Below are 24632 nucleotides of genomic sequence, written 5' to 3'. Positions count from 1 at the left end.
CACCGGCGCCGCTGTCTCAGAGTGGCGAGAGCTGCCACGCGTATTGATAGCGCCCATACTGGGTGCTGGTGACGCCGTTGCGCTCGGTGCCGGGGAACTCCTCCGGCGGCGTCACCACCGTCACCCTGAAGACGGCGCTCTTGCCGGGCTTCAGCAGACCCATATGGACGGCGGCTGCGCCAAGCGTCGAGTCGCCGCTGTAGATGTCAGTGCCCCAGAGTTGGCCTTCCAAGACGCCCGTGATGCGGAAATAGTAGACGGCGCCGACCTTCTCACAGAGCCCGTGCATGTTGGTCGGCGCATCCGAGGCGATCGAGTTCTGCTCGAGCAGCGTCTTGAGCTGCCGGCGCGAGAGTTTCCCGCGCTTGTCGAAATAGGCGACGAGATCCTGAACGACTTTCACGATGCGCCTCCCGCTTGCATGACGATCACGCGTCCATAGGACGGCTGGAACGAGGCTGAAGCTTTCGGCAGCGCCCAGAGCACTGCATAGGGCACGGCCTCGCTGGGATAGGTGATGTCGCCGTCGGTGATGACGATCGCCGAGCTCACGCGCGGATCGTCCGCCAATGCGGCGAGCGCGGGCGTCAGGTCGCTGCCGCCATAGCCGCTGATCTGGTAGTCGGCGAGCGCTGACGGGGAGAGCACCTCGTCTGATGTGACGACGGTGTCGCACTGGACGACGCGGATCTCGTCGACCCCCGCCGCATCGCAGAAATCGGCGATGGCGCCGAGCGCCTTCGGGATATCGTCGCTCATCGAGGCGCTGGTATCGAGGATGACGTTCAGCATCCAGGAATGGCGTTTGCGCCCGGGCATCACGACGTCACCGCGATCATGGCCGCGGCGCGAGGCGCGGGTGTAGGTGCGCTCGCCGGGCGCGGCGCCGTCGAGCCAAGCCTGGAGCGCGACATGCCAGGGCGTGTGGAAGAAGCCGCGTTGCGCCCGCACGCTCTGTTGCTGGCCGCCTGCGCTGTCGCCCCTGCCGCGCAGGGCGCCCATGGCCTTCGCCAGAACCATGCCGCGGCCAGCGAGGTCGCGGACCGCCCGAGCCCGCTCGGCCTGGTCGGCGCTGTCTTCAGGGAAAAGCTCGCGTTCGCGCTGGGCGTCAAGCGCATCGCCCATCGCGCCGTCAGGCGCCTGCCGGGCTGCGCCGAGCACCTGCTCGACGGTGACCGCCTGCCCTTCCCAGACCTGAGTCCGCGACGGCATGTAGCTGCCAGTGCGGCGCATCTCGAGCACGATGTCCTCTGCCGAGCGCTCACGTGCGCCTTGCATATCGAGCCCGCCGGCCGGGATTTTGGTGGTGCCGAGCGCATGCCGCAGCATGTCATTGATGATGTAGTCGTGGGCGTAGTTGAACTCGAGCGTGGCGCTGCCGCGGGCCCGGTCATGGGTCCGTAGCGCCAGGTGCAGCAGCTCGTGGGCGAGCACGAAGACGAGATCGTCGGCGGAGAGCCTCGCCGTGAAGGCCGCGTTGGCCAGCAACCGGCCGGAAGCAAAGACGCCCATGGTCGGCACGCGCTCATCGATCTCGACGCGCACGGCGGCGGCAAGCCCAGCCAGATGCGGGAACGGCACTGTCACCAGCCGCAGGCCCCGCATGATCCGCGCGTGGGTGGCGCGGTCGGCAACCGAAAGATCGGGCGCCGTGCTCATGCCGCGACCTTGCGCAGGAGGTCGTACATCGCCCGGTCCGCGCCGAGCGTGCCCCAGATCTCGACCATGTCGTTGAGGATGAGAAGCTGATGCTCGTGCGACAGGCTGCGCAGGAAGCGATTGATCACCGCCGGTTTGATGCCTTCCGCGCGCCCGTCCCTGACGAACTGGCGGATGCAGTCGAGGATGAACCAGCGGGCGGAATCGCCCTTCGGCAGCAGCTCGGGCTTGCGCAGATAGTCCTCGAGCGGGCGGACCGCGCCGATCGAATCCTCGGCGAGCGCGCAGAACACCACCGCGTCCTCCGGGGAGAGCCGGCCGAAGGCGAGCGCACGCCGCAGCTCATTGCTGAGGAAGCCGGCATTCTGGGCCATGTCGAGCGCCCGTGACAGCAAGGTCCAGGCGCGCGGCGTCGAGAAGGGCACAGGCTCGGCCGGCACCGGCCGCATCAGCGCGTCGGGGATGGTCGCGATGAAGCTGCGGATCTCGGCCCGCACGCCGGCACGCTGGGCCCAGGCGAGCCAATCGGCGGTATCGACGCGCAATTGCAGGATGGTGACGCGGTTGACCAGCGCCGAGCTCATTGCACGCACCAAAGCGCGGTCCTGCAGGCGGTTGCCGGCGGCGACGACCCAGGTGCCCTTCGGCAGGGCATGCTCACCCAGCCGCCGCTCCAGCAGCAGGGAATAGAACGCCTTCTGGACATCGGGCGAGCAGGCCGGCAATTCGTCGAGGAACAGGCAGAACGGCTCGGGCTTCTCCGGCAGCAGCACGCGCGGCGGGCAGAAGACCGAGCGCTCGCCGACGATGCGCGGGATGCCGCTGACGTCCTCCGGGGCGATCTGGGTGCCGAGCAGCGAGCGACAGGGCAGGCCTGCCTCGCGCGCGGCTTCATAGACCAGCTCCGACTTGCCGAGCCCGGGCGGCGAGAGCAGCAGGAAGCTCTGCTCATGCGCCATGCACTGAATCAGCTGCTTGGCCTGTCGCAGCGAGACGACTTCCTCGAAGGCGGAACGCGTCGCTTCCATCAACCCCTCCCAAGAGCGCCCGTCCGGGATCACGTCCGCGGGTACGGCAAGAGGTAGTCTGCAACAGCCGAGGCCTTTGAAATCATTATTTCTTTGTAATGTTTAGTTTTGTTTCACGGCTGTTTCACGGACCGCCTGCCGCCACGATTCCGGCGGTCCGGCCGCACTTGCGGGCGAAGCGCGACCCTGTTTTCACGGCGGCACAAGTCTTTCGCCGCCCGCTCCGGCTTGACGCCCACCCGTTTCCGCGCGACCTCCTCAACTCACAACTGCAGCGCAGAGGAAGCGTGGGATGGCTAAGAGCACCTTGTCGGCGGACCTTCGTTCTGGCGCGCTCGTCTATCACCGCCTTCCCAAGCCGGGTAAGCTCGAGATCCAGGCGACCAAGCCGCTCGGCAACCAGCGCGACCTGGCGCTCGCCTATTCGCCCGGCGTCGCCGCCGCCTGCGAGGCGATCGTCGAAGACCCGGCGCAGGCCGCCGAACTCACCTCGCGCCAGAACCTCGTCGCGGTCATCACCAACGGCACCGCCGTGCTCGGCCTCGGCGACATCGGCCCGCTCGCCTCCAAGCCGGTGATGGAGGGCAAGGCCGTCCTGTTCAAGAAATTCGCCGGGATCGACTGCTTCGACATCGAGGTCGAGCAGAAGAACATCGAGAAGTTCGTCGATGTCGTCGCCGCGCTGGAGCCGACCTTCGGCGGCATCAACCTCGAGGACATCAAGGGCCCCGAATGCTTCGAGATCGAGGAGCAGCTCAAGGCCCGGATGAACATCCCGGTCTTCCATGACGACCAGCACGGCACCGCGATCATCGTCAGCGCCGCCGTCCTGAACGGGCTCGACCTCGCGGGCAAGAAGATCGGCGACGTCAAGATCGTCGTCTCCGGCGCCGGCGCGGCGGCGCTGGCCTGCCTCAACCTCCTCGTCTCGCTCGGCGCCCGCACCCAGAACATCTGGGTCACCGATCTCGACGGCGTGGTCTACAAGGGCCGCAACACGCTGATGGACCGCTGGAAGGAGGTCTATGCCCAGGAGACGCAGGCACGCACGCTCGCCGAGGTGATCCCCGGCGCCGACATCTTCCTCGGCCTCTCGGCCGCCGGCGTGCTGAAGCCGGAGATGGCCAAGGAGATGGCGCCCAAGCCCCTGATCCTGGCGCTCGCCAACCCCAATCCCGAGATCACGCCGGAGGATGCCCTCGCGGTGCGCCCCGATGCGATGATCTGCACCGGACGCTCGGATTATCCGAACCAGGTCAACAACGTCCTGTGCTTCCCCTACATCTTCCGCGGCGCGCTCGACGTGCAGGCGACGACGATCAACGAGCCGATGAAGCTCGCCGCGGTGCGCGCGATTGCCGCGCTGGCCCGCGAGGCGACGTCCGACATCGCGGCGCGTGCCTATGGCGGCGAGGCCTCGACCTTCGGCGCGAACTCGCTGATCCCCAACCCGTTCGATCCCCGCCTGATCCTGCGCATCGCGCCGGCGGTTGCGGAAGCGGCGATGACCACAGGCGTCGCCAAGAAGCCGCTGATCGACCTGGAAGCCTATCGCGAGGACCTGTCGCGCTTCGTCTTCCGCTCCGGCTTCCTGATGAAGCCGCTCTTCGCCAAGGCCAAGGCCGACCCCAAGCGCGTGATCTATGCCGAGGGCGAGGACGAGCGCGTGCTGCGCGCCGCCCAGATCGCGATCGAGGAAGGCATGGCGATCCCGATCCTGATCGGCCGCCCCTCGGTGATCGAGACCCGCGTCAAGCGCTTCGGCCTGACGATCCGCCCGGGCATCGATTGCGAACTGATCAATCCCGAGGACGACCCGCGCTATCGCGACTACGTCCAGACCTATCTCGACATCGCCGGCCGGCGCGGCATCACGCCGGAGGCGGCCCGCTCGCTGGTGCGCACCAACAACACGGTGATCGCGGCGCTTGCCGTAGCGCGCGGCGAGGCGGATGCGATGATCACCGGCCTGGAAGGGCGCTTCCTCTCGCGCCTGCGCCATATCCGCGACATCATCGGGCTGGAGCCCGGCGTCTGCGACATCGCGGCGATGACGCTGATCATCACCAGCAAGGGCGCCTTCTTCCTCGCCGACACCCATGTGAAGCATGATCCGACGGCCGAAGAGATCGCCGACATGACGATCCTCGCCGCCGGCCATGTCGAGCGCTTCGGCATCGCCCCGAAGATCGCCCTGCTCTCGCATTCGGATTTCGGCGCGGCCGACACGCCGTCCTCGATCAAGATGCGCAAGGCGGTCAAGCTGATCCAGGAGCGTGCACCGGAGCTGGAATGCGATGGCGAGATGGAGGCCGACACCGCCCTCCTCGCCGCGATCCGCGACCGGGTGCTGCCGTCCTCGAAGCTGAAGGGCGTCGCCAACGTCCTGATCTTCCCCAATCTCGACGCGGCCAACATCGCCTACCAGTTCGCCAAGGTGCTGGCGGACGCGCTCCCGGTCGGCCCGATCCTGATCGGCGCCGCTAAGCCGGTGCATATCCTCACCGGCTCGGTCACGGCACGCGGCGTCGTCAACATGACCGCCGTCGCCGTCGCCGAGGCGCAAGGGCGGGCAGCCGCCGGCTGACCCTGCGAGAGGCCTTGCTGAAGTCGTTTCTGAGCCAGCTTTCGAAAGCAGGCCAGTGACTTAAGCTCAGCAGTTGATACCGCCTTTTCGCTCTTGGCGGGCGGCGCGCGATAGGCTCATACTTCGTTTCAGAAGCGGGAAAGGGGCCCGTGCGAAACGTTCGGAGAGCGCTCATGCGTGCGACCCACCGTCAATCCGGATTCCGGCGCGCCATCCGGCCGCTCGCGCTGGCGAGCGGCCTTTTTCTTGCGCTCGCAGGCTTTGCCGGCGCCGCCCTGGCGCAGGTCGTGTTCCATCGCGGCAATGACGGCGATCCCGAAACGCTCGATTCGCACAAGACCTCGACGGTCAGCGAAGCCCATCTCCTGCGCGATCTCTCCGAAGGCCTGGTGATCCACCATATCAACGGCGAGGTCGTGCCCGGTGTCGCCGAGAGCTGGACGATGGCGCCCGACGGCAAGAGCTACAGCTTCAAGCTGCGCGCCAACGCCAAATGGTCGAATGGCGACCCGGTCACGGCGAATGATTTCGTCTTCTCGTTCCGGCGCATGGTCAATCCGGAGACCGGGGCGAAATACGCCAACATCCTCTACCCCATCCTCAATGCCGAGAAGATCAACAAGGCAAGCGAAGGCGCCAAGCTCGAAGACCTCGGCGTCAAGGCGATCGACGAGCGCACGCTCGAGATTTCGCTGGAGCGGCCCACCCCCTATTTCCTGGAATTGCTGACGCACCAGACCGGGCTGCCGGTCCATCCGGCCTCCGTGCAGAAATTCGGCAAGGACTTTGTCAAGCCGGAGAACTGGGTCTCGAACGGCGCCTACACGCTGAAGGAGTTCGTGCCGAACTCGCATATCCGGCTGGAGAAGAACAAGAACTTCCACGACGCGGCGAACGTCAAGATCGACACGGTCATCTACTATCCGACGCCCGACTTCTCCGCCGCCGCCCGCCGCTTCCAGGCCGGCGAGCTGCAGATGACGTCGGACATTCCGGCCGACCAGGTCCAGCAACTGCGCGAGAAGCTCGGCAAGGATCAGGTCCGGATCTCGCCCTATCTCGGCACTTATTTCCTGATCATCAACACCGCCAAGAAGCCGTTCGACGACGTCCGGGTGCGTCGCGCGCTATCGCTAGTGATCGATCGCGAATTCATCGCCGAGGAGATCTGGGGCGGCACCATGCTGCCGGCCTATGGCGTGATCCCGCCGAATATCGGTAACTACGGCGAGCGGGCCGAAGCCGACTTCAAGGGCGCCTCTCCGCTCGACCGCGAGGACGAGGCGAAGAAGCTGCTCGCCGCCGCAGGCTTCGGGCCCGGCGTGCCGCTCAAGGTCCAGCTGCGCTACAACACCACCGACAACAACCGCCGCACCGTCATCGCCATCGCCGAGCAATGGAAGGCGATCGGCGTCGAGACCAGCTTCATCAACACCGACGGCAAGACGCACTTCGCCCTGCTCCGCGACGGCGGCGACTTCGACATCGCCCGCTATGGCTGGATCGGCGACTATTCCGACCCGCAGAACTTCCTGTTCCTGTTCCAGAGCGACAACACCGGCTTCAACTCCGGCAAGTACAACAACCCGACATTCGATGCGCTGATGAAACAGGGTGCCGACGAAGTCGACATCGCCAAGCGCGCCGCGATCCTGCGGGAGGCGGACGCGATCCTCGCCGCCGAGGTACCCTGGATCCCAGTGCTCTACTATTCCTCGAAGAACCTGGTCTCGCCCAAGCTCCAGGGCTTCCAGCAGAACCTGCGCGGCGCGCTGCCGACGCGGTTCATGAGCCTGAAGCCTTGAGGGTGCGCGCGTCATGGCCGGGCTTGATCCGGCCATCTCAGGCCGAAGCGGGCGACCGCCAGCGCTCATGAGATGCTCGGGTCAAGCCCGAGCATGACGTAGGGATCGCCCCCGTGCTCACCTACATCCTGCGCCGTCTCACCGCCGCGATCCCGACCTTGTTCGTGATCGTGACGATCTCGTTCTTCCTGATGCGCGTTGCGCCGGGCGGGCCGTTCGATCTCGAACAGCCGCTCGAAGCCAAGGTGATGGAGAACCTGCGGCGCATCTACAAGCTCGACCAGCCGCTGTTCCAGCAATACCTGACCTATCTCGCAGCGCTGCTGCGCGGCGATTTCGGCCCGTCCTTCTATTTCCGCGATTTCTCGATCGCCGAATTGTTCGCGCAGGGGCTGCCGGTCTCGATGCGGCTCGGGGCCTGCGCGCTGCTGCTCGCGCTCGTGATCGGCGGCCCACTCGGCGCACTCGCAGCCTTTCGCCAGAACGGCGCGGCCGATCATGCCGTGATCGGCTTCGCCACCGCCGGCATCACCATCCCCAACTTCGTCGTCGCGCCGGTGCTGCAGATCGTATTCGGCTTGAGCCTGGCCTGGCTGCCGGTCGGCGGCTGGAACGGCGGCGCCTTCCGCAACACCCTGTTGCCGATCGTGACGCTCGCTTTGCCCCAGATCGCCGTGATCGCCCGGATGACGCGAGCCGCGATGATCGAGACCTTGCGGGCCAACCATATCCGTACCCTGCGTGCCCAGGGCCTCTCGACCACGACCATCGCGCTGCATGCGGCGCGTGGCGCGGCGCTGCCCGTCGTCTCCTATCTCGGGCCGGCAGCGGCGAGCCTGCTCACCGGCTCGGTCGTGGTCGAGACGATCTTCGGCATTCCCGGCATCGGGCGCTATTTCGTCGAGGGCGCGCTCAATCGCGACTACACGTTGGTGATGGGCACGGTCGTCGTCGTCGCGATCTTCGTGCTGCTCTTCAACCTCGTCGTCGACGTGCTCTACGCGCTGCTCGACCCGCGCGTCAGGCTGGAGTGAGCGATGAGCGACACTGCCGCCTGCCCCACCCCGCCCATCGGCCGCTCGCTCTGGCAGGACGCCCGCATCCGCCTGCTGCGCAACCGCGCCGCGGTGGCGAGCCTGATCGTGCTGGCGCTGATGACGCTCGCCTGCGCCTTCGGCCCGCTGATGACCGGCCATCCTTACGACCGGGTCTATCAGGACTATGTCCGCGTACCCGCCAGCCTTTCGGCCTATCCCAAGGCCGAGGCCATCCCCGCCGCAGTACAGCGCATCGCCTCCCGTATCAGGGCAACGCCGAGCGAGATCGCGGCAGATGCAACCCGCGTCAAACTGGTGCTGACCGCCCAGCGGCCGATCGACCAGCGCCTGCTCATTTATTTCGACCGCTCCGACCAGTTCGGCACGCCGGTCATCACCGGCAACGAGCAGGAGAGCCGCCGGCTTTCCCTCGATGTTCCGATCAAGCGCCAGTACTTCCTGTTCGGCACCGACTCGAACGGCCGTGACCTGCTCACCCGCACGCTGATCGCCGGCCGGGTTTCGCTCGCGATCGGCCTGCTCGCGACCGGCGTCGCCCTGGTGATCGGCGTCGCCTATGGCGCGACCGCGGGCTATCTCGGCGGGCGCATCGACATGGTGATGATGCGCATCGTCGACGTGCTCTATTCCCTGCCCTTCATCTTCTTCGTCATCCTGCTCGTCGTCTTCTTCGGCCGGAACTTCATCCTGATGTTCCTCGCCGTCGGGGCGATCGAATGGCTCGACATGGCCCGCATCGTCCGCGGCCAAGCGCTCTCGATCAGGCGGCAGGACTATGTGCTGGCGGCCGAAGCGCTCGGCGTCTCGACCGGCGGTATCCTCAGGCGCCATGTCATCCCCAACACGCTCGGACCGGTGATCGTCTATGTCACCCTCTTGGTGCCGAAGGTGATCCTGCTGGAGAGCTTCCTCTCCTTCCTCGGCCTTGGCGTGCAGGAGCCGATGACGAGCTGGGGCGTGCTGATCTCGGACGGCGCCCGCGCCATCCAGGCGACGCCGTGGATGCTGATCTTCCCCGCCGTCTTCCTGGTGACGACGCTGTTCTCGCTCAACTTCCTCGGCGACGGCCTGCGCGATGCGCTCGACCCCAGGGATCGCTGAGATGGGAAGCGAATCCATCCTCGCCATCCGCGACCTCAAGGTCCGCTTCCGCACCAATGACGGCCCCTGCGAGGCGGTGCGCGGCATCGATCTCGACGTCGGCCCCGGCGAGTTCGTCGCGGTCGTTGGTGAATCCGGTTCGGGCAAGAGCCAGAGCGTGATGGCGGCGATGGGCCTCCTCGCCAGCAATGGCGAGGTCTCCGGCGCGATCCGCTATCGCGAGGTCGATCTTCTCAGGCTGCCGCCCGCAGTCCTGAACAGCTATCGCGGCCGCAAGCTCGCGATGATCTTCCAGGAACCGATGACCTCGCTCGATCCGCTGTTCCGGATCGGTACGCAGATGGCAGCCCCGTTGCGCAAGCATCAGCGCCTGTCGCGCAAGGCGGCGCGGGCGCGGGCGCTGGAGCTCTTGAGGCTGGTGCGCATCCCCTATCCGGAGCGCCGGCTCGATTCCTATCCGCACGAGCTTTCGGGCGGGCAGCGCCAGCGCGTGATGATCGCAATGGCGCTGGCCAACGACCCCGACATCCTGATCGCCGACGAGCCAACCACGGCGCTCGACGTCACTATCGAGGCCGAGATCCTGGCGTTGATCGCCGAGCTCCGGCAGCGGCTCGGCATGGCGGTGATCCTGATCAGCCACGATCTCGGCCTCGTCCGCAAATATGCCGAGCGCGTCTATGTGATGAAAGCCGGCGAGGTGGTCGAGAGCGGCCCGGCGCAGACGATCTTCGAAACGCCGCAGCATCCCTACACCAGAGCGCTGCTCGCCGCGGAGCCGCATGGCCACAAGGCGCCGCCGCCCACCGATGCGCCTGTCCTGCTCGAAGCCCGCGACCTGCGCGTCTCCTTCGACCTGTCGCGCGGCTTCCTCAAGCGCGAGAAAGTGACGCTGCACGCCGTCGACGGCATCGATCTGACCATCAGGCGCGGCCAGACCATCGGCATCGTCGGCGAATCCGGCTCTGGCAAGTCGACGCTCGGGCGCGCCCTGCTCAAGCTGCTGCCCTCCTCCGGGATCGTGCGCTTCGAGGACCGGGCGCTGGCCCCGCTCGACCGCGCCGCGATGCGGCCCTTGCGCCGCAGCCTGCAGGTCGTGTTCCAGGACCCGTTCGGCTCGCTCTCGCCGCGCCTCACCGTCGGCGAGATCATCACCGAGGGCCTGCTGGTGCACGAGCCCGCTTTGTCACGGATTGAACGCGAGCGGCGGGCTGCGGCGGCGCTGATGGAGGTCTGCCTCGACCCGGCACTGCGCAACCGCTATCCGCACGAATTCTCGGGTGGCCAGCGCCAGCGCATCGCCATCGCCCGCGCCATGATCCTGCACCCGGCGCTGGTCGTGCTGGACGAGCCGACCTCGGCGCTCGACCGCACTGTGCAGCAGAGCATCGTCGCTTTGCTCAAGGACCTGCAGGCGAGGCACGACCTCTCCTACCTCTTCATCAGCCACGACCTCGCAGTGGTGCGCGCCATGGCCGACGAGATCATGGTGATGAAGGACGGCAGGGTGGTCGAGCGCGGGCCGACCGAGGCGATCTTCGAGGCACCGCAGCAGGGCTATACCCAGCGCCTGATCGCGGCGGCGCTGAAGTGCTGAGACGAAAACGCCGCCTCGCTGGAGCGAAGCGGCGCCCTATCGGTGTCCGGCCAGGGGAGGCCACCGACACCGGCTAGAGTATTGTCTTATCGCATTTTCTTCACGCGAACCGGTACCCGCTTCGCTCGAAAATGCTCAGGCCGTCAGTTCTCGACATAGCTGATCTTGCCGTCCGAGCCCTTCTTCCAGGTGTAGACGGTGTAGTCGAGATTGGTGCGGTCGCCCTTCTTGTCATAGGACATGTCGCCGAGCACGGTCTTGAAGGTCATGCCCGAATGCATCGCGGCGGCGATCTTCTTCGGATCGAGCGATTTAGCCTGCTCGGCTGCCTGCTTCATGATCTGGACCGCGGCATAGGAGTAGAGCGTATAGGCCTCGGGATTGATGCCCTTGGCCTCGAAGCGCTTGACCACCTCGGCCGCTGCGGCACGTTTGCGCGGATCGGGTGGGAAGGTCATCAGCGTGCCTTCGGTGCCTGGACCGCCGATGACAGCGTATTCGTCGGAGGTGATGCCATCCGCGCCCATCGCCACAGTCGTCAGGCCCTGATCGCGCATCTGCCGGACGATCAGGCCGAGCTCGGTGTGCAATCCGCCCCAATAGAGCAGGTCGGCCTTGGCCGCCTTGACCTTCGAGACCAGCGCCGAGAAATCCTTCTCGCCTGTGTTGACGCCTTCGTAGAGCACTTCCTTGATGCCGGCGGCGTGCAGGCCCTTGCGGGTCTCTTCGGCGAGCCCCTGGCCATAGGTCGTCTTGTCATGGACGACGACGATGACCTTGCCCTTGAAGGTCTTGGCGATATGGCCGGAAGCGACGACGCCCTGCTGGTCGTCGCGGCCGCAGGTGCGGAAGACGTTCCAGAGGCCGCGCTCGGTGATCTTCGGGTTGGTGGCCGAGGGGCTGATCATCAGCATGCCGTTCTCGGCATAGACCTCGGACGCCGGCATGGTGACGCCGGAGTTGAAGTGGCCGACGACGAGCTTGACGCCGTCGCCGACGAATTTGTTGGCGACCGAGACGCCCTGCTTGGGATCGCCGACATCGTCTCCGCTCGAGAGCGCGATCGTCTGGCCGAGAATGCCGCCGGCGGCATTGATGTCGGCCACCGCCTGCTCGACCCCGTTCTTCAATTGCGCCCCGAAGGCGGCGCTCGCGCCGGTCATCGGGCCGGCGACGCCGAGCTTGACCTGCGCCAGCGCTGCGCCATGTGACATCGCGAATGCGCCTGCGGCGAGCATCGCGATCAGATTGATCCTCATATCCGTTCTCCTCCACGGTCTGAGCCGTGGCCGGACGCTACGTCGCTTGCCTTAACCTGTAAATCTGAGATAGCTGGTTACATGACAACCGATCGTACAGGCGGCCCCAGCCGCGCCGGCTCGCTGCCGCTCGTCGCCAGCGAGCTCGCCTTCGACTTCACCAACACCAGCTCCGATCGCGGTGGGCCGAACGAGCTTGAGCATCTGCGCGAAGGACGCGACGTCGTGATCTGGGCGCGACATGCCAAGGTGATCAGCGACAGCGACCGCGATGCGTCGCTAGCCGCGGTCGAGGCGGACGCCAGGCTGGCGGCGCGTCTGCTTACTGAGGCACTCGATCTGCGCGATACGATCTACCGGATCGGCGCCGCGCTCAGCCGCCGCCAGCCTCCGGCGGAAGAAGACCGGACGCAGCTCGCCGCCACCCACGCGCATTGCCTGGCCTGCGCCAGGCTTTCGCCGTTCGGCGACGGCTTCGTCTGGCGCTGGGACGCCAGCCAGACCCTGAGCGAGGCGATCCGCGGGCCGGTCGCGCTGTCGGCCCTCACCGTGCTGACCCAGCAGAATCTCGCCCGCATCAAGCAATGCGAAGGCGATCATTGCGGCTGGCTGTTCTTCGACACCACCAAGAACCGGCTGCGGCGCTGGTGCGAGATGTCGGTCTGCGGCAATCGCGCCAAGGTCCGCGCCTTCCGCCAACGCCATTTCGAGGCGAAGACGACCGGCTAGCGCCGCCCTGCATCCGGCGCCGGTCGGCAAGCCGGCATGCCATCTCGCTTCGCGCCTCCGGCTCGGCTAGGAAGGTCCGTCCTTCCCGCATGAGACCATCCCCATGAGCCGCACCGTCTACGTCAATGGCGCCTATCTTCCCGAGGAAGAGGCGACGATCTCGATCTTCGACCGCGGCTTCATCTTCGGCGACGGCATCTACGAGGTCTCGGCCGTGCTCGGTGGCAAGCTGGTCGATTGCGAGGCACATCTGGCACGGCTCGAACGCTCGGCCGGCGAGATCGGGCTGGAGCTCCCCTGCTCGCGCGCCGAGCTCGTCGCGATCCATCAGGAGCTGATCGCCCGCAACAACCTGGATGAAGGCAGCATCTATCTGCAGGTCTCGCGCGGCGCCTCCGATCGCGACTTTCCTTTCCCCAAGGGCGTCAAGTCGTCCCTGGTCCTGTTCACGCAGGCCCGCCAGTTCGCCAATACGCCGCTGGCCAAGACCGGCATCAAGGTCGTCAGCACGCCGGACCTGCGCTGGGTGCGGCGCGACATCAAGAGCGTCAATTTGCTCGCGCCGGTGCTGGCCAAGCAGTTTGCCGCCGAGAACGGTGCGCAGGAAGCCTGGATGATCGAGGACGGCGTCGTCACCGAAGGCGCCTCGTCGACCGCCTGGATCGTCAAGGGCAAGACGCTGATCTCGCGGCCGCTTTCGCACAAGGTGCTGCCCGGCATCACCCGCACGGCCGTGCTCGCCTTCCTGGCGGAGAGCGGCTTTACCTTCGAAGAGCGCGAATTCACGCTGGAAGAGGCGCTCGACGCCGAGGAAGCCTTCATCACCTCGGCGACCAGCCTGGTCATGCCGGTGACGACGATCGACGGCCACAGCATCCATAACGGCGCGCCAGGCCCGGCGACGATCCGGCTGCGCGAGATTTATCTCGACCACGCCCGCAAGGGCGGCGTGCTGGGCTGATCGCTCGTTCTGGCGGCGCTCACAGCGCCGCCAGACGCTTGTCCAGACCATCGATACGCGCGATCGCCGCGGTTAGGCGTTCCCGCCAACGCGGGCCGCGTGCCTGCGCGTCCTCATAGGCCTCCCGCAGTTCGTCAGGCCGATCGCGGGCCAGAATGTCGATCAGTATGGCGGCCTGGCGGCGATCCTTCACCGCCTTGAGACTGTCCGGCCCGCCTTGCCGACGGTCCGAGACGATCAACTTGTGGATGGCGAAGCGCTCGGGGCGCGGAATCTGGACCAGCACGCCGCCGCGATAGGTGACCGCGGCCTTGATCGGCTCGGCGATCAGGTAATTGAGGTAATGCAGGGACTGTGCGTGGATGCCGAGGGCCGGCAACTGCCGCGGCTCCTCACGCTCCGTGAAAGCAGGCGTGAGAAACTCGACCAGCGTTTCGCTGCGGCTCTGCTTCCAGCGCCAGGCACGGCGCTCATCGAGCACCGGTGCCGGCGCGAACGAAAACCCTGCCAGCAGCCGGGGAAGCGCTTCTTCGACCACGTCATCGAGCGCGAGCGACAGACGCTCGAAGCTGGCGATGTCGATGTCATTGGTCTGCGCCGCCTGGTCGAGGCCGAAACGGATGCCGAGTTCGCCTTCATAGAGGCGAAAGGCGACAGTCCCGACCAGCGTGCCGCCTAGGCGGAAGACGCCAGCCTTCGCCATTGCCGCCAGCAGGCTGCCTGTCCCGGCATCGACACCAAGGAACCCCTCGGCGCGCAGAATCCTGATCAGCCGGGTCCGGTTGGCCTGCGCAGCGGTAATTTGCTCGCGAAGCGCCGGAACCTGCGCGAGGCGCTGCCGAAGCGCTTCGCTGTCCTCGCCGATGTAGGACTTCTTGACCTCGGAGCCGACGCGATAGCTGTCGTACCAATAAGCTCGTCCGTTCCGCTCGACGCGTGTCGGCGTTCCACGAACCGCCGACACCGCCTCGTCGAGCAACGAGCGCAGCAGGTCGTGATAGGCCGCATGGGCCAGTGAAGAATGATAGGCTGCGGGCGTCATCCGTGTTCAACAATCGCAGATTTTGTTGAACATTAGTGCATATTCAACAAAAATTCAATTCGTTGAACATGCAGAGACCAACTCTCCCGCGACGTAGGTCGCGGCGACGTTGCGCTCGTCGCCGAGCGTGATCAGCACGAAGAGCTCCTCGGCAAGGTCACGCACCGTCTCCAGCCGGTGCGCCATTGCGCGCGTCGCGGCGGGGTCGAGCACGACGATATCGGCTTCGCGACCCGGTTCGAACGAGCCGATCAGATGGTCGAGCCCGAGCGCCGCCGCATTGCCGAGCGTGATCGCGTGCAGCGCCTCGAAGGCCGAGAGCGACTGTCCCTGGAGCTGCAGGATCTTGTAGGCCTCGGCCATGGTGCGCAGCATCGAATAGGAAGTGCCGCCGCCGATATCCGTGGCGACCGCGACCTTGACGCCCTCGTGCCGGGCTCTCTGCCAATCGAACAGGCCGGAGCCGAGGAAGAGGTTCGAGGTCGGGCAGAACACCGCGATCGCGCCATGCTGGGCGAAGGCACGCCATTCGCGCTTGGTCATGTGAATGCAATGGCCGAGCAGGCTCTTGCGGCCCAGCAACCCGTAATCCTCGTAGATGCCGGCATAGTCGGCTGCATCGGGATAGAGCTCCCTGGCGAAGGCAATCTCGGCCCGGTTTTCGTTGATATGGGTCTGGACGAAGCAGTCCGGGTGCTCCTCGACCAGCCTCGTTGAGGCCGCCATCTGCTCCGGCGTCGAGGTCACGGCGAAGCGCGGCGTGATCGCGTAGAGCTGGCGGCCCTTGCCGTGCCAGCGGCCGATCAGCGCCTTGCTGTCGGCATAACCGCTCTCGGCCGTGTCGGTCAGCGCCGGCGGCGCGTTGCGGTCCATCATCACCTTGCCCGCGATCATGCGGGTGTTGCGCCGGTGGGACTCGGCGAAGAAGGCCTCGGCCGACTGCTTGTGCACGGAGCAATAGACCGCCGCAGTGGTGGTGCCGCTCGCCAGCAACTCGTCGAGCAGGAAGGCGGAGAGCTTCTCGGCATGGCCCTGCTGCGCCAGCTTCTGCTCCTCGACGAAGGTGTATTTGTTCAGCCACTCCATCAGTTGCGCGCCATAGGAGGCGATCACTTGCGTTTGCGGCATGTGGAGATGCGCGTCGATGAAGCCCGGCATGATCAGGTGCGGGCGATGATCGGTGATGGCGGCACCGGCCGGCAGCGCCGGCAAGAGCTCCTTCGCCTCGCCGGCAGCGCGGATCAGGCCGCCCTCGATGACGAGCAGACCGTCCTCGACATAGCGATGCGCGGCCTCACCGACCTCGTGCGGATCACCGAAGAACCAGAGAAGCCGGCCGCGCAGGGCCAAGATCGCACCGTCTTTGCTCAAGGCTCGCCGCTCCGGCTCAAATCGCGATCATATCTGCACCAAATCAAAGCTTCCGGCCAAGCCGCGAACGTGCCTAATCTTGGGGCATGAATCCGATCTGCGAGCGGCCGTGCCGCCATGCGTGAGAGCGTGCGTTTCCTGCTCGGCGACGAGCTGGTCGAGATCGCGTCCTGCGATCCGACCCGCACCGTGCTCGACTGGCTCAGGCTCGACCGGCGCCGCACCGGCACCAAGGAAGGCTGCGCCGAAGGCGATTGCGGGGCCTGCACCATCGTCGTCGGCCGGCTCGATGGCGAGCGGCTGCGCTATGAGGCGATCAACGCCTGCATCCGCTTCCTGCCGACGCTGGACGGCTGCCATGTGCTGACCGTCGAGCATCTGAGAAGCCCTGACGGGGCGCTCCATCCGGTGCAGCAGGCGATGGTCGACTGCCATGGCTCGCAATGCGGCTTCTGCACGCCCGGTTTCGTGATGTCGCTGCTGGCGCTCTGGCTGAACGAGACGGCGCCGTCGGTCGCGCGCATCGAGGATGCCCTCGCTGGCAATCTCTGCCGCTGCACCGGCTACGAGCCGATCATCGCGGCGGCGCAGCGCATGGATGCAGCTGAGCGCGGGAAGGACCGCTTCGTCGCGGGGATACCCGCACTCATCAACCGGCTGAAGGCGCTCGCTGACGGCGAGACGATCTCGATCGGAGATGGCGAGCGCCATTTCTATGCTCCCGCCACGATCGAGGCGCTCGCCGAGCTCGTCAGCACCCATCCGCAGGCGACGCTCGTGGCTGGCGCCACCGATGTCGGCCTCTGGGTCACCAAGGGCATGCGCCGGCTCGACCCGGTGGTCTCTCTCGGCCGGATCGACGAACTGCGTGCGATCTCGGATGAAGGCGATCACCTCCGCTTGGGTGCGATGGCCAACCAGATCGCGGTTCGCGAGGCATTGGCAACCATCTCGCCACAGCTCGACGAGATGATGCGCCGCTTCGGTGGCGAGCAGGTCCGCAATGCCGGCACGATCGGCGGCAACATCGCCAATGGCTCGCCGATCGGCGATCTGCCACCGGCGCTGATCGCACTCGGCGCGGCTTTGGTGCTGGCGCGCTCCCGTCATTGCGAGGAGCGCAGCGACGAAGCAATCCAGGGGGACGTAGAGCAAGCCCCCCTGGATCGCTTCGCTACGCTCGCGATGACGGAAATCGATCGCCGGACCATTCCCCTCGAAGCCTTCTTCCTCGACTACCGCAAGCAGGATCGACAGCCCGGCGAATTCGTCGAGGCCGTGCTGGTGCCGAAGCTGCCTGCGGGTGTCCTCTTCCATATCTCGAAGATCTCGAAGCGCTTCGACGAGGACATTTCGGCTGTCTGCGGGGCGTTCCATCTGACGCTGGATGAAGCCGGGCGCGTCAGCGAGGCGCGGCTCGCCTATGGCGGCATGGCCGGCATCCCGAAGCGGGCGAAAGCTGCGGAAGCCGCCTTGCTTGGCCGCTCCTGGAACGAGGCAGCGATCGCTGCCGCAATCGCCGCGCTCGCACAGGATTTCACCCCGCTGACCGATATGCGCGCCTCGGCCGCCTACCGACTCAAGATCGCCGGCAACCTGCTACGGCGTTTCCTGATCGAGACGACGACGCCTGAGACGTCGACCCGCGTCGCCGGCCTGCTGGCGGAGGCTGCCCATGGCTGACGCGCGCAAACGGCTCGACGCCATGGCGACGCGGCCGATCGTCGGCTCACCGCTGAAGCATGATTCCGCCGAGAAGCACGTCGCCGGCGAGGCCCTCTATATCGACGACATCGCCGAGCCGGCTGGCCTCGCCCATGCCTGCCTCGGCCTTTCGACCATCGCGCATGGCAAGCTGCTGTCGCTCGACCTGTCGGCCGTCGAAGCGGCGCCGGGTGTGCTCGCGGTCCTCACTACCGCCGACATCCCCGGCGAGAACGACATCTCCTCGACGCACAAGCATGACGAACCGGCCTTCGCGACGGCGGACATCCTGCATCACGGCCAGCCGCTCTTCGCGGTCATCGCCGAGACGCGCGAGCAGGCCCGCCATGCCGCATTGCTAGCCAAGGCGACCTACGACGAGGCGCCTCCTCTGCTCGATGTCGCCGCCGCTCGCGCCGCCGGCTCCGATCTCGTCACCGAGCCGCTGAAGCTCGAGCGCGGCGACATCGCTGCGGCGCTTGCCGCCAGCCCGCGCCGGCTGAAGGGCTCGATGGCGATCGGCGGCCAGGATCATTTCTATCTCGAAAGCCAAATCTCGCTCGCCATCCCCGGCGAGGACCAGGACACGCTGGTGCTGTGCTCGACGCAGCATCCGAGCGAGGTCCAGCACATGGTCGCGCAGGTACTCGGCGTCGGTGCACATGCGGTCACCATCGAGGTCCGGCGCATGGGCGGCGGCTTCGGCGGCAAGGAGACGCAGGCCAATCTATTCGCCTGCGTCGCCGCGCTCGCCGCACGCAAGCTGAAGCGGCCGGTGAAGCTCAGGCCTGACCGCGACGACGACATGGTCATCACCGGCAAGCGCCACGACTTCGTCGTCGACTACGAGATCGGGTTCGACGATGACGGCCACATCCATGCGGTCGATGCGGTCTATGCGGCGCGCTGCGGCTGGAACGCCGACCTCTCCGGCCCGGTCACCGACCGCGCGCTGTTCCACATGGACAATTGCTATTTCTACCCGGCGGTGCGGGCCCGCTCGGAGCCCCTGCGCACGCACACCGTCTCGAACACAGCCTTCCGCGGCTTCGGCGGGCCGCAGGGCATGGTCGGCGCCGAGCGCTTCATCGAGGAGGTCGCCTACGCTACCGGGCTCGATCCGCTGGAGGTCAGGAAGCGCAACTTCTATGGCGGCGAAGGCCGGGAGATCACGCCCTATCACCAGCCCGTGGAGGACATGATCGCCGGCGAGATGATCGACGACCTCGCGCATTCCTGCGACTACCACGCCCGGCAGGGGGCGATCCGCGCGTTCAACCAGCAGAGCCCCATCATCAAGCGCGGCATCGCGCTGACGCCGGTGAAGTTCGGGATATCCTTCACCGCCACCTGGTACAATCAGGCCGGCGCGCTGGTCCATGTCTACACCGATGGCACGGTGGCGCTGAACCATGGCGGCACCGAAATGGGCCAGGGGCTCTACCAGAAGGTGGCGCAGGTGGTGGCGCAGGCCTTCGGCATCGGGCTGGAGCAGATCAGGATCACCGCGACGACGACCGGCAAGGTGCCGAACACCTCGGCGACCGCCGCCTCCTCCGGTTCCGACCTCAACGGCATGGCGGCGCTCGACGCCTGCGAGACGATCAAGCAGCGGCTCACCGCCTTCGCCTGTAAGCACTGGCAGGAAAAGCCGGAAGCGATCGCCTTCCTCCCCGGCCGGGTGCAGGTCGGCGCACGCGAGATCGGCTTCGTCGAGCTGGTCAAGGCGGCCTATATGGCCCGCGTCCAGCTCTCGGCCACCGGCTTCTATGCGACGCCGAAGATCCATTGGGACCGCAAGGCCGGACGCGGCCACCCGTTCTACTATTTCGCCTATGGCGCCGCCGCGGCCGAAGTCGCGATCGACACGCTGACCGGCGAGTACAAGGTCGAGCGCGTCGACATCCTGCACGACTGCGGAAACTCGCTGAACCCGGCGATCGACAAGGGCCAGATCGAGGGCGGCTTCGTCCAGGGCATGGGCTGGCTCACCACCGAGGAGCTGGTCTGGGACGAGAAGGGGCGCCTCAAGACGCACGCGCCCTCGACCTACAAGATCCCGGTCGCTTCCGACCGGCCGCGCATCTTCAATGTCGCGCTCTTGGAGAAGGCTCCAAATCGCGAGCACACCATCCATCGTTCCAAGGCGGTCGGCGAGCCGCCGCTGATGCTGGCGATCAGCGTGCTGCACGCGCTGTCCGATGCCGTCGCCAGCGTCGGAGATCACCGCTTCTGCCCGCAGCTCGATGCGCCGGCGACGCCGGAACGGGTGCTCGATGCGGTCGACCGGGTGCGAGCCCTGGCGGAGGCGGTAAGATGACCCTCGCCGACTTCCTCGCCAGCAGCCTTGCCGACGGCGCCGTCATCGTCCGCATCGCGGAGGCGCAGGGCTCGACCCCGCGTGAGGCCGGCGCAACGATGATCGTCAGCGCCCACGGCAGCGCCGGCACGATCGGCGGCGGCCAGCTCGAATTCCATTGCATCGACCTCGCCCGCATCCTGCTCGACAGCGGCGGGCCGCAACAACTCGTTGAGATACCGCTCGGCCCGCAGATGGGCCAGTGCTGCGGTGGGCGCGTGCGGGTGGCGATGGAGCCGGCGGGCGCGGCACATCTCGAAGCGCTGAGGCAAGACGAGGCGAAAGCCGCCGCCGAGCGGCCACAGGTTCTGATCTTCGGTGCCGGCCATACCGGCAAGGCGCTGGCGCGCAGTCTTGCTCTGCTGCCCGTCGCCGTGACGCTGATCGACGATCGACCCAGGCAGTTCGACGAAGTGCCGACGACCGTCGCCTGCCTGCAGCTCGACGATCCCGAGACTGCGCTGACCGCTGCCCGGCCAGGCTCCGCCTTCGTCGTCCTGACCCATAGCCACGCGCTCGATTATCGCCTGGCCGAGGCGGCGCTGCTGCGCGGCGATGCGGCTTATGTCGGGATGATCGGCTCAGGCACGAAGCGCGCCCGCTTCGAGGCGAGCTTCCGCCGCCGGCACCCGGGCAGCACGGCGTTGACCGGGCTCACCTGCCCGATCGGTGGATCGGATGTGCATGACAAGCGTCCGGAGGTGATCGCCGCCTTGACGAGTGCCGAGCTGGTGCGTTGCTTGCTTGGTGAGAAGGCAGGCCTCGCGGGGAGGTCTGCCACGGGACGCGCGAGGGCACGGAACCGCCATGACGCAGCCGCCTGACCAGACGGCACCTTCGCGCCTGGCGCTCGCCCATGTCTCGAAGAGCTTTCCGGGCGTGAAGGCCAATCAGGACATCAGCCTCAGCGTCCGGCCCGGCGAGATCCATGCCCTGCTCGGCGAGAACGGTGCCGGCAAGTCGACCCTGGTGAAGATCATCTACGGCGTGCAGCGCGCCGACGAAGGACAGATCAGCTTCGACGGCCGGCCGGTCGAGATCGCCTCGCCCAAGGCGGCGCGCAAGCTCGGCATCGGCATGGTCTTCCAGCATTTCTCGCTGTTCGACGGCATGACCGTGCTGGAGAACATCGCGCTCGGCCTCGACGAGACCGTGCCGGCCGAGGAGCTGAAGGCGCGGATCAAGGCGATCCTCGACAGCTATTCGCTGCCGCTCGATCCGGACCGCGAGGTGCACACGCTCTCGGTCGGCGAGCGCCAGCGCATCGAGATCGTGCGCTGCCTTTTGCAGAAGCCGAAGCTCCTGATCATGGACGAGCCGACCTCGGTGCTGACGCCGCAGGAGGTCGAGCGCCTGTTCGAGACGCTGCGCCAGATCGCCAGCGAGGGCTGCTCGATCCTCTACATCAGCCACAAGCTGCACGAGATCAAAGCGCTCTGCGAAGCCGCCACCATCCTGCGGGCTGGCAGGGTCGTCGCGGCCTGCGACCCTCGCATCGAGACGACGCAGCGCATGGCCGAGCTGATGATCGGTGCGGAACTGAAGTATCTCCAGCGACCAGCCGCCAGCAAGCAAGGCGCGGCCCGGCTCAGCGTTGAACACCTGGACATGCCGGGTGAGCCGCCCTTCGGCACCAGCCTGAAAGGCATCTCCTTCTCCGCCCAGGCCGGCGAAATCCTCGGCATCGCTGGAGTCGCCGGCAACGGCCAGGCGGAATTGCTGCTGGCGCTCTCGGGCGAGCATCTCGCCGGCCGGGCCGATGCGATCAAGCTCGATGGCCGGCCGATCGGTCTTTCAGGCGCCGGTGCGCGCCGCGCCGCCGGCCTTGCCTGCGTACCCGAGGAGCGCAACGGCCATGCCGCGGTCCCCGACTTCTCCCTCGCCGAGAATGTCGTGCTGACCGCGCGCCATCGCCTGCCGCTCGCGCCGTCCGGGCTGATCCGGCAGAGGCCGGTCGAGGCTTATGCGAAGGAGGTCATCGCCCGCTTCGATGTCCGTACGACCGGCCCAGCGGCGCTCGCGGGCTCGCTCTCAGGGGGCAACCTGCAGAAATTCATCATGGGCCGCGAGATCGGGCAGAAGCCCGACGTGCTGGTGGTGGCGCAGCCGACCTGGGGCGTCGATGCCGGCGCCGCCGCGGCGATCCGGCAGGCGCTGGTCGATCTTGCCGCACAGGGCTCGGCGATCGTGGTGATCTCGCAGGATCTCGACGAGCTGCTCGAACTCTCCGACCGGCTCTGCGTGATCAATGAGGGCCGGCTGTCGCAGGCGCGGCCGGTCGCCGGGCTGAAGCTGGAAGAGATCGGCCTGCTGATGGGCGGCGTCCACGGCGAGAGCCATGAGGCGGAGCCGGCGCATGCTTGAGTGGCGGCGCCGGCGCGAGCCGAGCAAGACGATGCTGTACCTCAGCCCGCTGATCGCGATCGGGCTCACCATGCTGACCGGCATGCTGGTCTTCGGCGCGATCGGCTATGACGGCCTGCGCGCGGTCACGGCGATCTTCGTCACGCCGCTGATCGAGCCGCAGCGCTGGGCCGATCTCGGCGTCAAGGCGGCGCCTCTCATCATGATCGCGCTCGGCCTCGCCATCGGCTTCCGCGCCAATGTCTGGAACATCGGCGCCGAGGGGCAGTACGTAATGGGCGCGATCGCCGGCACCGGCGTCGCGCTATTGACCGATGACATGGCCGGCTGGTGGATTCTGCCGGCTATGGCGCTCGCCGGCATCCTCGGTGGCGCGGCCTATGCAGCGCTCCCTGCCCTGCTCAAGGTCCGCCTGCAGGTCAGCGAAATCCTGACCAGCCTGATGCTGACCTATGTCGCGGTGCAGTTCCTGTACTACCTCGTGCGCGGCCCTTGGAAGGACCCGGACGGCTTCAATTTCCCGCAGACCAAGATGTTCAGCGCCTCCCAGACGCTGCCGGCGGTCGCGGAAGGCTCGCTCGTCCATCTCGGCGTTCCGCTTGCCATCCTGCTCGCGCTGATCGCCTGGTTCGTGATGAGCAAGACCATCGCCGGCTATGCCGTCCGCGTCGTCGGCCGTGCGCCGGCAGCCGCCCGCCATGGCGGCTTCGATGCCAATCGCGTGACCTGGGCGGCGCTGCTCGCCGGCGGTGGGCTCGCGGGCCTCGCCGGGCTGTTCGAGGCAGCCGGCCCCTTCGGCCAGCTCACGCCGCAATTCCCGGTCGGCTACGGCTTCACCGCGATCATCGTCGCCTTTCTCGGCCGGCTCTCGCCCGTTGGCATCGTCTTCGGCGCGCTGGTGCTGGCGGTGACCTATGTCGGCGGCGAGATCGCCCAGAGCACAGTGCGCCTGCCCTCGGCCGCGACCGGCATGTTCCAGGCGCTGCTGCTGTTCTTCCTGCTCGCGACCGATGTGCTGGTGCGCTGGCGGCTCGCCTGGAAGGCGCGCCCGACGAGGAGCGCGCCATGACAGCCGCCATCCTCGTCTCGATCTTCATGACGCTCGCCGCCGCGGCGACGCCGATCCTGCTTGCCGGTCTCGGCGAGCTCGTGACCGAAAAGGCCGGCGTGCTCAATCTCGGCGTCGAGGGCATGATGCTGTGCGGCGCGGTTGCCGGCTTTGCCGTCGCCTACTCCACCGGCAGCGTCCCGCTCGGTCTCCTGGCCGCGACATTGGCTGGCGTCGCTGCAGCGATGATCTTCGCGCTGCTAACGCTCGGCCTCGGCTCCAATCAGGTCGCGACCGGCCTCGCGCTGACGATCTTCGGCATCGGCGCCTCCTCGCTGATCGGCGCCGGCTTCGTCGGGCGCACGATCACGCGGCTCGGACCGCTCTTCCCGGCCGATTATGCAGCGCATCCCTGGCTGCGCCTTGTCTTCGGCCATGACGCGATCGTCTATCTCTCGCTCGCGCTCGTCCTTGCGGTCAGCCTGTTCCTGCGCCGGACCAAGGCCGGGCTGATCCTGCGCGCCGTCGGCGAGAACGCCGATTCCGCCCATGCGATCGGCTATCGCGTGCTGGCGATCCGCACCGGCGCAACGGCCTTCGGCGGCGCGCTGGCCGGCCTCGGCGGTGCTTATTTTTCGCTGGCGCTGACGCCGATGTGGGCCGACCGGCTGACCGCAGGCCGTGGCTGGATCGCGCTCGCTCTCGTCGTCTTCGCCGCCTGGAAGCCGGGCCGGCTGCTGATCGGCGCCTATCTCTTCGGCGCGGTCGCGACCTTCGAACTGCAGGCCAAGGCGGCCGGCCTCAGTTTCATCGCGCCCGAGGTGCTGGCGATGACCCCCTACCTTGCGACGATTGTGGTTCTGACCATGATGTCGCTAGGAGGACGGACCGGCGGACGCGACGCGCCCGCCTGCCTCGGCAAGCCTTTCCCGGCGCCCTGACGGCGTCGCAACCGACAAC

Annotated in this window: 19 protein-coding genes; 13 read left to right on the top strand and 6 right to left on the bottom strand. The window is 66.9% G+C overall.

Going from position 1 to position 24632, the window contains the following annotated elements; all coding sequences use genetic code 11:
* Nucleotides 1-16: 16 nt before the first annotated feature.
* The 3 genes from GV161_RS19475 to GV161_RS19465 are packed head-to-tail and all read right to left on the bottom strand — an operon-like array spanning nt 17 to nt 2687.
* Nucleotides 17-403 carry an LCCL domain-containing protein gene (locus GV161_RS19475; RefSeq protein ID WP_152017244.1) on the bottom strand — a complete coding sequence of 129 codons (387 nt, stop codon included), beginning with the start codon at nt 401-403 and terminating at the stop codon, nt 17-19.
* Complete coding sequence (locus GV161_RS19470; RefSeq protein ID WP_152017243.1) at nt 400-1659, bottom strand: VWA-like domain-containing protein; 1260 nt, start codon at nt 1657-1659, stop codon at nt 400-402. Before GV161_RS19470 ends, GV161_RS19475 begins: the two co-directional genes overlap by 4 nt.
* Nucleotides 1656-2687, bottom strand: coding sequence for an AAA family ATPase (locus GV161_RS19465; protein WP_152017242.1), 1032 nt, complete (start codon nt 2685-2687; stop codon nt 1656-1658). Before GV161_RS19465 ends, GV161_RS19470 begins: the two co-directional genes overlap by 4 nt.
* 292 nt (nt 2688-2979) lie before the next feature.
* Between GV161_RS19465 and GV161_RS19460 the strand changes: the two genes are divergently transcribed.
* From GV161_RS19460 to GV161_RS19440, 5 genes are all read left to right on the top strand, one after another.
* Nucleotides 2980-5274, top strand: coding sequence for an NADP-dependent malic enzyme (locus tag GV161_RS19460; protein WP_152017241.1), 2295 nt, complete (start codon nt 2980-2982; stop codon nt 5272-5274).
* A 173-nt stretch (nt 5275-5447) separates the two neighbouring features.
* On the top strand, nt 5448-7079 hold the full coding sequence (locus tag GV161_RS19455; protein WP_152017240.1) for a peptide ABC transporter substrate-binding protein: 1632 nt from the start codon (nt 5448-5450) through the stop codon (nt 7077-7079).
* A gap of 113 nt (nt 7080-7192) precedes the next feature.
* Complete coding sequence (locus GV161_RS19450; protein ID WP_152017239.1) at nt 7193-8113, top strand: ABC transporter permease subunit; 921 nt, start codon at nt 7193-7195, stop codon at nt 8111-8113.
* A gap of 3 nt (nt 8114-8116) precedes the next feature.
* On the top strand, nt 8117-9238 hold the full coding sequence (locus GV161_RS19445; protein WP_152017238.1) for an ABC transporter permease subunit: 1122 nt from the start codon (nt 8117-8119) through the stop codon (nt 9236-9238).
* Nucleotide 9239: 1 nt separating this feature from the next.
* Nucleotides 9240-10835, top strand: coding sequence for an ABC transporter ATP-binding protein (locus GV161_RS19440; RefSeq protein ID WP_152017237.1), 1596 nt, complete (start codon nt 9240-9242; stop codon nt 10833-10835).
* A gap of 143 nt (nt 10836-10978) precedes the next feature.
* Here GV161_RS19440 and GV161_RS19435 read toward each other — a convergent pair whose 3' ends face one another.
* Nucleotides 10979-12094 carry a branched-chain amino acid ABC transporter substrate-binding protein gene (locus tag GV161_RS19435; RefSeq protein WP_152017236.1) on the bottom strand — a complete coding sequence of 372 codons (1116 nt, stop codon included), beginning with the start codon at nt 12092-12094 and terminating at the stop codon, nt 10979-10981.
* 81 nt (nt 12095-12175) lie between these two features.
* On the opposite strand from GV161_RS19435, the gene GV161_RS19430 reads away from it, so the two are divergent.
* Both GV161_RS19430 and GV161_RS19425 read left to right on the top strand, forming a co-directional pair.
* Complete coding sequence (locus GV161_RS19430; protein ID WP_152017235.1) at nt 12176-12823, top strand: CGNR zinc finger domain-containing protein; 648 nt, start codon at nt 12176-12178, stop codon at nt 12821-12823.
* Between the two features lie 103 nt (nt 12824-12926).
* The gene (locus GV161_RS19425) at nt 12927-13784 is read left to right on the top strand and encodes a D-amino-acid transaminase (RefSeq protein WP_152017234.1); all 858 of its coding nucleotides are present in this window, start codon (nt 12927-12929) and stop codon (nt 13782-13784) included.
* A gap of 19 nt (nt 13785-13803) precedes the next feature.
* Here the strand turns inward: GV161_RS19425 and GV161_RS19420 are convergent, their stop codons facing one another.
* Both GV161_RS19420 and guaD read right to left on the bottom strand, forming a co-directional pair.
* Nucleotides 13804-14826, bottom strand: a complete 1023-nt coding sequence (locus GV161_RS19420; protein WP_152017233.1) for a GSU2403 family nucleotidyltransferase fold protein — start codon at nt 14824-14826, stop codon at nt 13804-13806.
* Between the two features lie 54 nt (nt 14827-14880).
* Nucleotides 14881-16197 carry a guanine deaminase gene (gene guaD, locus GV161_RS19415; RefSeq protein ID WP_244624275.1) on the bottom strand — a complete coding sequence of 439 codons (1317 nt, stop codon included), beginning with the start codon at nt 16195-16197 and terminating at the stop codon, nt 14881-14883.
* A 117-nt stretch (nt 16198-16314) separates the two neighbouring features.
* Here guaD and GV161_RS19410 point away from each other — a divergent pair, with 117 nt between their 5' ends.
* Genes GV161_RS19410 through GV161_RS19385 form a run of 6 tightly spaced genes read left to right on the top strand, consistent with a single transcriptional unit; the run spans nt 16315 to nt 24613 of the window.
* On the top strand, nt 16315-17880 hold the full coding sequence (locus tag GV161_RS19410) for a xanthine dehydrogenase small subunit (RefSeq protein WP_152017232.1): 1566 nt from the start codon (nt 16315-16317) through the stop codon (nt 17878-17880).
* 22 nt (nt 17881-17902) lie between these two features.
* Entirely contained in the window at nt 17903-20221 is a 2319-nt protein-coding gene (gene xdhB, locus GV161_RS19405) for a xanthine dehydrogenase molybdopterin binding subunit (protein WP_152017539.1), read from the top strand.
* Nucleotides 20218-21084, top strand: a complete 867-nt coding sequence (xdhC, locus tag GV161_RS19400; protein WP_152017231.1) for a xanthine dehydrogenase accessory protein XdhC — start codon at nt 20218-20220, stop codon at nt 21082-21084. The genes xdhB and xdhC overlap by 4 nt, the downstream gene beginning before the upstream one ends.
* Nucleotides 21068-22624, top strand: coding sequence for an ABC transporter ATP-binding protein (locus tag GV161_RS19395; protein WP_152017230.1), 1557 nt, complete (start codon nt 21068-21070; stop codon nt 22622-22624). Before xdhC ends, GV161_RS19395 begins: the two co-directional genes overlap by 17 nt.
* Nucleotides 22617-23693, top strand: coding sequence for an ABC transporter permease (locus tag GV161_RS19390; protein WP_152017229.1), 1077 nt, complete (start codon nt 22617-22619; stop codon nt 23691-23693). The genes GV161_RS19395 and GV161_RS19390 overlap by 8 nt, the downstream gene beginning before the upstream one ends.
* On the top strand, nt 23690-24613 hold the full coding sequence (locus GV161_RS19385) for an ABC transporter permease (protein ID WP_152017228.1): 924 nt from the start codon (nt 23690-23692) through the stop codon (nt 24611-24613). Before GV161_RS19390 ends, GV161_RS19385 begins: the two co-directional genes overlap by 4 nt.
* Nucleotides 24614-24632 lie beyond the last annotated feature (19 nt).

This window comes from Bosea sp. 29B (assembly GCF_902506165.1).
Lineage (GTDB): Bacteria > Pseudomonadota > Alphaproteobacteria > Rhizobiales > Beijerinckiaceae > Allobosea.
Note: the sequence above shows the minus strand (reverse complement) of the source record. Positions and strands in the feature narration are given on the sequence as shown.

Bases quoted from the DNA above. Each gene is read 5' to 3' on its own strand.
- GV161_RS19470 (WP_152017243.1), bottom strand. From the start codon at position 1,659: ATGAGCACGGCGCCCGATCTTTCGGTTGCCGACCGCGCCACCCACGCG.
- GV161_RS19465 (WP_152017242.1), bottom strand. From the start codon at position 2,687: ATGGAAGCGACGCGTTCCGCCTTCGAGGAAGTCGTCTCGCTGCGACAG.
- GV161_RS19460 (WP_152017241.1), top strand. From the start codon at position 2,980: ATGGCTAAGAGCACCTTGTCGGCGGACCTTCGTTCTGGCGCGCTCGTC.
- GV161_RS19455 (WP_152017240.1), top strand. From the start codon at position 5,448: ATGCGTGCGACCCACCGTCAATCCGGATTCCGGCGCGCCATCCGGCCG.
- GV161_RS19445 (WP_152017238.1), top strand. From the start codon at position 8,117: ATGAGCGACACTGCCGCCTGCCCCACCCCGCCCATCGGCCGCTCGCTC.
- GV161_RS19440 (WP_152017237.1), top strand. From the start codon at position 9,240: ATGGGAAGCGAATCCATCCTCGCCATCCGCGACCTCAAGGTCCGCTTC.
- GV161_RS19435 (WP_152017236.1), bottom strand. From the start codon at position 12,094: ATGAGGATCAATCTGATCGCGATGCTCGCCGCAGGCGCATTCGCGATG.
- GV161_RS19430 (WP_152017235.1), top strand. From the start codon at position 12,176: ATGACAACCGATCGTACAGGCGGCCCCAGCCGCGCCGGCTCGCTGCCG.
- GV161_RS19425 (WP_152017234.1), top strand. From the start codon at position 12,927: ATGAGCCGCACCGTCTACGTCAATGGCGCCTATCTTCCCGAGGAAGAG.
- GV161_RS19420 (WP_152017233.1), bottom strand. From the start codon at position 14,826: ATGACGCCCGCAGCCTATCATTCTTCACTGGCCCATGCGGCCTATCAC.
- GV161_RS19410 (WP_152017232.1), top strand. From the start codon at position 16,315: ATGCGTGAGAGCGTGCGTTTCCTGCTCGGCGACGAGCTGGTCGAGATC.
- xdhB (WP_152017539.1), top strand. From the start codon at position 17,903: ATGGCGACGCGGCCGATCGTCGGCTCACCGCTGAAGCATGATTCCGCC.
- xdhC (WP_152017231.1), top strand. From the start codon at position 20,218: ATGACCCTCGCCGACTTCCTCGCCAGCAGCCTTGCCGACGGCGCCGTC.
- GV161_RS19395 (WP_152017230.1), top strand. From the start codon at position 21,068: ATGACGCAGCCGCCTGACCAGACGGCACCTTCGCGCCTGGCGCTCGCC.
- GV161_RS19390 (WP_152017229.1), top strand. From the start codon at position 22,617: ATGCTTGAGTGGCGGCGCCGGCGCGAGCCGAGCAAGACGATGCTGTAC.
- GV161_RS19385 (WP_152017228.1), top strand. From the start codon at position 23,690: ATGACAGCCGCCATCCTCGTCTCGATCTTCATGACGCTCGCCGCCGCG.